The organism is Curtobacterium sp. B18, assembly GCF_000333375.1.
Taxonomy (GTDB): Bacteria; Actinomycetota; Actinomycetes; order Actinomycetales; family Microbacteriaceae; genus Curtobacterium.
Window position 1 is genome coordinate 1 of the sequence record NZ_BACZ01000239.1, and the last position, 8,089, is coordinate 8,089.

At 72.3% G+C, this 8,089-nt stretch carries 8 protein-coding genes, 1 pseudogene and 1 riboswitch; of the genes and pseudogenes, 4 read left to right on the forward strand and 5 right to left on the reverse strand.

Annotation, left to right across the window (positions count from 1 at the left end; genetic code table 11):
* From I5E_RS06170 to I5E_RS25280, 4 genes are all read left to right on the forward strand, one after another.
* On the forward strand, window positions 1–480 hold a 480-nt coding region (locus tag I5E_RS06170; protein WP_022906221.1), incomplete at its 5' end, for a carbohydrate ABC transporter permease.
* A complete protein-coding gene (locus I5E_RS06175) occupies window positions 477–1,400 on the forward strand; it encodes a carbohydrate ABC transporter permease (RefSeq protein WP_022906222.1) in 924 nt (307 codons plus the stop codon). The genes I5E_RS06170 and I5E_RS06175, both read left to right, overlap by 4 nt.
* A gap of 93 nt (window positions 1,401–1,493) precedes the next feature.
* Complete coding sequence (locus I5E_RS06180) at window positions 1,494–2,042, forward strand: TetR/AcrR family transcriptional regulator (protein ID WP_022906223.1); 549 nt, start codon at window positions 1,494–1,496, stop codon at window positions 2,040–2,042.
* Between the two features lie 66 nt (window positions 2,043–2,108).
* Window positions 2,109–2,279 carry a hypothetical protein gene (locus tag I5E_RS25280; RefSeq protein ID WP_022906224.1) on the forward strand — a complete coding sequence of 57 codons (171 nt, stop codon included), beginning with the start codon at window positions 2,109–2,111 and terminating at the stop codon, window positions 2,277–2,279.
* A gap of 193 nt (window positions 2,280–2,472) precedes the next feature.
* Here the strand turns inward: I5E_RS25280 and ribH are convergent, their stop codons facing one another.
* The 5 genes and pseudogenes from ribH to I5E_RS06210 form a co-directional block, all read right to left on the reverse strand.
* A complete protein-coding gene (ribH, locus tag I5E_RS06190) occupies window positions 2,473–2,952 on the reverse strand; it encodes a 6,7-dimethyl-8-ribityllumazine synthase (protein ID WP_022906225.1) in 480 nt (159 codons plus the stop codon).
* 29 nt (window positions 2,953–2,981) lie between these two features.
* Window positions 2,982–3,650 (reverse strand): annotated as a pseudogene (ribB, locus tag I5E_RS06195) (3,4-dihydroxy-2-butanone-4-phosphate synthase); the annotation flags it as partial.
* Window positions 3,650–4,309 carry a riboflavin synthase gene (locus I5E_RS06200; RefSeq protein ID WP_022906227.1) on the reverse strand — a complete coding sequence of 220 codons (660 nt, stop codon included), beginning with the start codon at window positions 4,307–4,309 and terminating at the stop codon, window positions 3,650–3,652. The gene I5E_RS06200 and the pseudogene ribB, both read right to left, overlap by 1 nt.
* A gap of 89 nt (window positions 4,310–4,398) precedes the next feature.
* Window positions 4,399–4,533, reverse strand: a riboswitch (FMN riboswitch).
* Between the two features lie 193 nt (window positions 4,534–4,726).
* Window positions 4,727–7,162, reverse strand: a complete 2,436-nt coding sequence (locus tag I5E_RS06205) for a bifunctional lysylphosphatidylglycerol flippase/synthetase MprF (protein ID WP_022906228.1) — start codon at window positions 7,160–7,162, stop codon at window positions 4,727–4,729.
* The coding region (locus tag I5E_RS06210; RefSeq protein ID WP_261974869.1) for an alpha/beta hydrolase at window positions 7,159–8,089 on the reverse strand (931 nt) is incomplete at its 5' end. The genes I5E_RS06210 and I5E_RS06205, both read right to left, overlap by 4 nt.

Genomic DNA, 8,089 nt, shown 5'->3' on the forward strand with positions numbered 1-8,089 from the left:
ACCATCGCGGTGATGGTCATCTGGCGGTGGACCGGGTACAACGCGATCATCTACCTCGCCGGGCTGCAGTCGATCTCGACGGAGCTGTACGACGCGGCGAAGGTGGACGGCGCGAACACGTGGCAGATCTTCACGCGGATCACGATCCCGATGCTGCGGCCGGTCATCCTCTTCACGGTGATCACGTCCACGATCGGCGGGCTCGGCCTCTTCACGGAGCCGCAGATCCTGTTCAACGGGCAGGCGGTCGGTGGACCGGACGAGGCCGGCATGACGATCGTGCTCTACCAGTACGACCAGGCGTTCAACCAGTTCGACTTCGGGTACGGCTCCGCGATCGCCTGGGTGCTGTTCTTCTTCTCCGTGGTCTTCGCGATCATCAACTGGCGGCTGCTCAGTGAACGCGACGGGCTCAAGACCCCTCGGCGACTGCGCACCCCGCGCACCGTCACGACCAGCGCGAAGGGATCCCGCGCATGAGCGCCGACACCGCACCCCGGACCACGAACACCGCCGCCGCCCTCGGGCGACCGAACACGGTCACCGACCGGCCCGACGACCACCGCCGTGGGTTCCGGCACGGCTGGGTCGGACGGCTCGTCACGCACCTGTGCCTCGTCGTCGGCGTCGTGCTGTCGATCTTCCCCTTCTACTGGCTGCTCGTCATGTCGACGTCGTCGAACGCGCAGATCTTCGGCTACCCGCCGTCGCTGTGGTTCAGCGACCACACCATGCAGAACCTCGCCACGGTGTTCAGCAGCGTCGACATGCTCCGGGCGCTCGGCAACACCGTCGTCGTGGCCGGCAGCACCGCGGTCCTCGTGATGCTGTTCGACTCGCTGGCGGCGTTCGCGTTCGCGAAGTACGAGTTCCCGTTCAAGCGCTCCCTGTTCACCGTGATGCTGGCGACGTTCCTCGTCCCCGGCAGCCTGTCGCTCGTGCCGAGCTTCGTGCTCATGGCGAACCTCGGCTGGATCGGCGGACTCCAGGCGCTCATCGTCCCCGGGGCGGCGAACGCGTTCGGCATCTTCCTGCTCCGCCAGTTCGCGACGGGGTCCATCCCGAACGAGGTGATCGACTCCGCCCGCGTGGACGGCGCCGGGTTCTTCCGGACCTGGTGGTCGATCGCGGTGCCCATGCTCCGCGGCGGCCTGGCGTTCCTCGGCATCTTCACCTTCATCACGGCGTGGAACGACTACGTGTGGCCGCTCATCGTGCTGATCGACCCGAAGGGCCAGACGCTGCAGGTGGCGCTCGCCTCGCTGAGCTCGGTGAACGCGACCGACCTCGGCTCGGTGATGGCCGGCGCAGTGATCAGCGTGTTCCCGCTCATCGGGGTGTTCATCATCGGCTCGAGGCACTTCATCGCGAACATCGCGGCGGGGGCGTTGAAGGGCTGACCAGACCCGCAGGCGCCGCGGAGGATGGCCCGCGGCGCCTGCGCACCCGTGCGCTGCACACGCGTCGCGCGTGTCCCATGGCAGACTTCCGGCATGGCAAGCGCCCGCGATCGTGTCCTGGACAGCTTCGTCGCCATCGTGTGCGAGGAAGGAGAGCGTCCGGCGACCCTCGACGCCGTGGCCGCCCGGGCCGGGGTCTCCAAGGGTGGACTGCTCTACCACTTCGGCTCGAAGGCCGCCCTGGTCGAGGGCCTGTGCGAGCGCCTGTCCGACCTCTCCGCCATCGACGTCGACCGCATGCGTGACGCCGAGGACGGGGCCGCCCGCTACTTCGTCCGGAACTGCCAGTTCGTCGGCAGCGAGCTCGACCTCGCCCTCCTCGCCGCGAGCCGCCTGCAGCAGGCCGGCTACGAGGAGGCCGGCCGGACCCTCGACGACACCGAGAACGCCTGGCTGGCGACGCTCGTCGACTCGCTCGGGGACGCACCCACCGCGCAGGCGATCAAGCTCCTCGGCGACGGGCTGTACCACGCGGCGTCGCTCGGGGCCGCGAGCGACGTGCGACCGGACCGCGCATCGGTGGACATGGAGTCGCTCCTCGCCGTCGTCGACCGCCTGATCGCCACCCGTCCCGGCGCGTGAACCGCGATCCCCGCTCCTGGGGATAGACTGGGTCCGATCCACCCGCCTGATTCCGGAGGTACCACTGTGGGCCGCGTCATCGCCGCTGTTTTCTCGATCCTGCTGCTGCTGGTTTCGATGTACCTGTTCGGCTTCGCGTTCCAGGTGAGCTCGGGTCAGGCGTTCATCTTCATGGGCGGCGTCCTGCTCATGTGCCTCTCCTTCTTCCTGCCGATCCACGTGTTCGGCAAGCGGTAGTCACCCGACACCGCACGACGAACGGCCCCGCACCTCTCGAGGTGCGGGGCCGTTCGTCGTCCAGGCGTGCAGGCGTCCAGGCGTGCAGCGTCGAACCAGGTTTCCGACATCGCACCGGGCGCGACCCGCTGTTCGATGTCGGAAACGTGGTTCGATCACCCACCGGCCCGGCGGGCCAGGAGGCGCGGGTCGGCTACGCGAGCACGCGCAGCCGGCGCAGGGTCACCGCCGTCGACACGGCGGCGTGCACGGCCTCGGCCCCCTTGTCCTCCTTGGAGCCGGGCAGCCCGGCACGGTCGATGCCCTGCTGCTCGTCGTCGAGGGTCAGCACGCCGAAGCCGACCGGCTTGCCGGTGTCGATCGCGACACGGGTGAGTCCGCTGGTCGCCGCGTCCGAGACGTACTCGAAGTGCGGGGTGCCGCCGCGGATGATCACGCCGAGGGCGACCGCCGCGTCGAAGCCGGCCTCGAGGGCGGCCTTGGCGACGACGGGCAGCTCGAAGCTGCCAGGGACGGGGATGACCTCTGCCGAGGCGCCGAGGCGTTCGACCTCGCGCTGCGCCCCGGCGAGGAGGCCGCCGGCGATCTCGTCGTGCCACTGCCCGGCGACGATCGCCACCCGGATGCCGCTGCCGTCGACGTGGTCGCGTTCCGCCGCGCCTGCTCCGCTCATCGTGCTGTTCCTTCCGTGGGCGCGGACTCCGCCGCCGCCCGGTCTGCCGCGTCCAGCCACTCGGCGAGTGCGGCGATGGTGATGACGGGCACGCCGGCGCGTGCCCCGAGTCCGAGGAGTCCCGGCAGCCGCATCATGCTGCCGTCCTCGTCGACGATCTCGCAGATCGCCGCGGCGGGACGCAGCCCCGCGGCGGTGACGAGGTCGATCGCTGCTTCGGTGTGCCCCGCACGCTCGCGGACGCCGCCCGGCCGCGCCCGCAGCGGGACGACGTGCCCGGGGCGGTGCAGGTCGTCCCGCACGGACGCCGGGTCGGCGAGGACACGCAACGTGCGGGCACGGTCGTGCGCGCTGATGCCGGTCGTGACGCCGACCGCGGCGTCGACGGTGACGGTGTAGGCGGTCCCGCGCACGTCCTCGTTGTGGACGACCATCGGCGGGAGGTCGAGGGCGTCGGCGATCTCGACGCTCACCGGCGCGCAGATGAAGCCGGACGAGTGCGCCACGGTCCAGGCGATCCACTCGGGGGTGGCGAGCTCGGCGGAGAGGATGACGTCGCCCTCGTTCTCACGGTCCTCGTCGTCGGCGACGATCACCGGACGCCCGGCCGCGATGGCGGCGATCGCCTCGTCCACGGTCGACAGCCCGAGGGCGCCGGGCGTGGCCGCCTGCGGGACCGGACGTGCCCCGGCGACCATCACCGTGCCTCCTGGCCGAGCGCAGCCGTCTCGAGCGGCCGCACCGCGGCGTCGAGCCGCAGCATCCGCCGGACGTGCCGGGCGAGGACGTCGGTCTCGATGTTCACGCGGTCCCCCGGGACGCGTGCGCCGAGGGTCGTGGCCTCGAGCGTCTCGGGGATGAGGCTGACCTCGAACCAGGCGTCCGCGGCCGGGGTGTCCTCGGTGGACACGGCGCTGACCGTCAGCGAGACGCCGTCGATCGCGATCGAGCCCTTGTCGACGACCAGGGGGCTGAGGTCCGGCGCGAGCGAGAACCGGACGCGCCGCCAGCCGTCGCCGTCCGCGGTCTCGAGGACGGTGGCGGTGCCGTCGACGTGCCCCTGCACGATGTGCCCGCCGAGCCGGTCGCCGACCGAGGCAGCACGCTCGAGGTTGAGCCGGTCGCCGACGGCGAGCGCCCCGTGCGCGCTCATGTCGAGCGTCTGCTTCATCACGAAGGCCGTGAAGGTCTCCGGGGTCTGCTCGACGACGGTCAGGCAGACGCCGCTCGTCGCGATGGAGTCGCCGTGTCGGGCGTCTTGGACCACGATGGGCCCGCGGACGGTGAGCGCGACGGAGTCGCCGTGCTGCTCGACGGCGGTGACGGTGCCGAGTTCCTCGATGATGCCGGTGAACACTGGTGTCCTCTCAACGGGACTCCGGGGGTGTTCGACGATCGTCGGCATCGACGGACGGACGCACCACCTGCGTGGTCACGTGTCGTCCGCCAGCGCGCCTCCCATCCGGACTTTCACCGTCGGTCCCGGAATCCCACCGGGTCAACCTCTGCCGGGTTCGCACCCGTCATCAGTTCGTGGACTGTCACCACCGGTTCGGACTTGCACCGACCCCGGAGCGCTTGCGTACCGGGAACGATACCCCAACCAGGTGACGGACACGTTGCGCCGGTTCCGCGGACGTAACCGGACGTCGCGCGCTCGCGCCTGCGGGCCGGGAGGCGCGGTGCGGCCGGTCCACACGGCGCGCGTCCGCCGGTCGGTGCCGTGGGCCGCGGGGCGGACCGCCGCCGCGCCTCCCGGCCCCGCGTGGCGCGCTCAGCCGCGTCCGCGGGCCAGCGCCACCGCCTGCCGGAGCGACAGGTCGGGCAGGTACGCGCGGACCACGGCGATCCCGATCGACGGCAGCGCGACGGGGTCCGGGTAGGCGAGCACGAGCGGGTGCAGGTCGGGACCGAACTTCTGCTTGAAGCGCAGCAGCGACCGGAACCCGTACACCGGCTCGAGCACGCCGCCGACGAGGTCGAGCAGGCTCTGCACGCCGTCCGCCGGCTGGGCGCTCTCGGCGGCTTGGGCGAGCGGCGCGGCCGACAGGCTCAGCCGCTCGATCCCGTCCTCGCGCATCCGGTCGGCGGCACTCGCGACGAGGAACTCCATCACCCCGTTCGGAGCGGCCGGCGTGCGACGCATGACGTCGAGCGTCCAGGCCACGACCCGGCCGTCGCGGTGCCCGGGCAGCCAGCTCGTGACCGCGAGGACGGTGCCCTCCTCGTCCTGCGCGACGAGGGTGCGCACGGCGGGGTCGCGCATCTCGTCGACCCCGCCGAGGGTGAAGCCCATCTCGGGGAGCTCGCGCTCGGCGACCCACTCCTCCGAGATGGCCTCGATCTGCCTCGTGGTGGCCGCCGGCAGCTGCTGCCAGCTCGACCAGGTGGCGGTGAGGCCCTCGCGTGCCGCCTTGTTCACCGAGGTCCGGACGTCCTGCTTCTTCTTCCCGCTCGTGGTCCAGGTGCGGGGGTCGAAGTCGGCGTCCTCGGCGACGGGGAGGGTGCCCCACCCCTGCGCCGTGAGGACACCGGCCGTCTCCGCACCGATCCCGTAGAAGACCGCGGTCCACCCGTTGTCGTCGCACCACCGGGCGAAGGCGGTCATCGCGGCCGCTCGCGCGTCGGGCCAGCCGAACGGCCCGCCGACCGTCACCGCGACCCGGCCGTTCCGGCGGAAGGCGACGCCGGCGCGACCGTCCTCGGCGAACCAGTAGGCGTTCCCCTGCCAGGTCGTCATCCAGCCGAAGGCGTCTCCGCCGCCGGCGACGAGCAGGGCCCGGGCGCGCTCGCGGTCGGCGTGCGTGGCGTCGGCGTCCGCGTCGGGCTCGACGGCACCGGTCGGCCGGACGGCGGCGATCGCGACGACCGTCCAGAGCACCGGTCCGCTCAGCCCGAGCACGAGCCGGAGCGCGTGGTCGAGGGACGGCAGCCGGTCCCACGAGCTGACCGGCGCGAGGGGTCCGAGCACGGCGAGCGCCAGGCGCAGCGGGTCCTCGACGTGGTGCGCCGACGACGCCGCGACCACGAGCACGACGACGACGAGGCCGATGGCCGCCACCCCGACGGTCACCGCGAAGGTCACGACACGGCGTCGACTGGTGAGGACCGTGAACGACCGCCGCAGCAGGACGAGGACGACGGCGGTGCCGAGCGGGACGACGATGGACGCGACGATCGACACGTCCGTCACGAACGGGTCCTGGACGCCGTGCAGCGCGACGGTGCGCCCCGGGACGAGGCCGTACGTGATCGCCGCGGCGACGGCGGTCACGGTGTCGACGACCACCACGAGCCACACCGCGAACCGGCTGCCGCGGAAGAGTCCGAGGCCGCCGACGACGAGCACGAGGAGCGGCGCCACGGCGAGCAGGAGGGTCCAGGGGCTCGTCGTGTGGAACGTGAGGAGGCCGCGGAGGCACTCCCCCGGCACCCCGTCCGACCGGCAGCCCCGCACGGGCGACACCGGCCCCTGGCCGACGACCGCGGCGATCGGCGCGAGGAGCCCGACGCGCGCGCGGGAGACGAGCGCGATGACCGGGCCGACGGCGGACACGAGCACGGCGGTGCCGAGCAGCACCCGGGTCTCGCGGTGCGAGCTCCGCACCCAGCCCTGCCGCTTCGGGGTGCGGCGGAGGAGCTCGCCGAGCACCCAGCCGGCGGCCGCGGCGAGGACGGCGGACAGGTCGGAGACGTGCCCGGCGTACAGCAGCAGCGCGGCCACCACGGCCAGCGCGTTCACCCGGATCCGGCGGCGCCACAGGGTGCCCGCGAAGGCACTCGCGGTGACGACCGTGCCGACGATGGCGGTCCACGGGTCGAAGCTCGTGGCCCGGCCGAGCACCATCGGCACCGCACCCCGACCGTCGAGGTCGACGAGCACGGCGAACGCGGCGATCCCCGTGCCCACGATCGTCGTCACCACGAACGCCAGCGCCGTCCGCCACGACCCCATCAGCCGCTCCGACGACCCGACGAGGACGACCACCCCGGCGAGCGTCACCAGCAGGGCGAGGACGCCGGTCGAGGCGGCGAAGACGCGGAACGGCCCGAACACCGTCGCCTGCGCGCCGTGCTGCAGGCGGAGGACGAACGCGAGCGTCGAGGTCGCGAGCACCAGGACGACGATCGCGGTGGTGACCGGACGCGTCACGACGAGGCGGCGGACGGTCGACACCGCCTGGGACACCCTGCCGGTGGCGGCGCTCACAGCGGACCGTTCGCGGGGAGACCGAGGTGCGCGAGCACCGACGGCAGACCGTGCGCGAGGACGTACCGGACGGTGTTCCAGTCGTGCGCCGAGCCCGGCGACACGACCAGTTGCGTGCTGATGCCCTCGGACTCGGCCGCTGCCCGGAGCGTGGCGGTGGACGCCTTGTACGGGGCGTCGTCGCCACCGACCCCGAAGACGACGAGGTGGTCGGCGTAGCGGCCGTGCGCGCGCATCTCGGCGATCGGCGTCGCCGCGTCGTACGCCGACCGGGACCCGTCGAACCCGACCGCGATGGTGTGCTGCAGGCTGCCGTTCTTCGGTGCGAGCTCGCTGGAGATCGCCAGGGTCGACCCGAAGACGTCCGGGTGGGCCGACGAGAACTGCATCGCGCACGTCGCCCCCTCGGAGAACCCGACGACGCCCCATCCCGAGGGCGCGGTGGCGACCGCGAGGTGCTTGCGGATCCAGTCGACGGTGTCGGTCATGACGTAGGTCTCACTGCGGCCGAGGCGCCGGGAGTCGACGCACATCGGGTTGCGGTTCGGCGCGCCGAGCTGGTCCGGCGCGACGACGATCGGCGCGAGGCCGTCGTGGGCTGCAGCGTACCGGTCGAGGTACTGCCCCATGTTCCCGGTCTGGAAGAGGTCCGACGGCTCGCCGGGCTGCCCGGAGAGCGCCACGAGCACGGGGAGCGCCGGAGCGTTCTGCACCTGGGCGGCCGGCGGCAGCCAGACGACGGCCTTCCGTGCGTGGAAGTGCGAGATCGTGCCGGGGATCTTCACGCTGAAGGTCTCGCCCCGCTTCGGCATGTCCGCGGGTGCGTGCCAGTCGTGCAGGTCGACCAGCCGCTGCACCGTCGGGTTGCGCTCGGCGAGGGTCCCGGGTCTTGTAGGGGGTTCGTCGCGATGGCCTGCTCGACGTTCT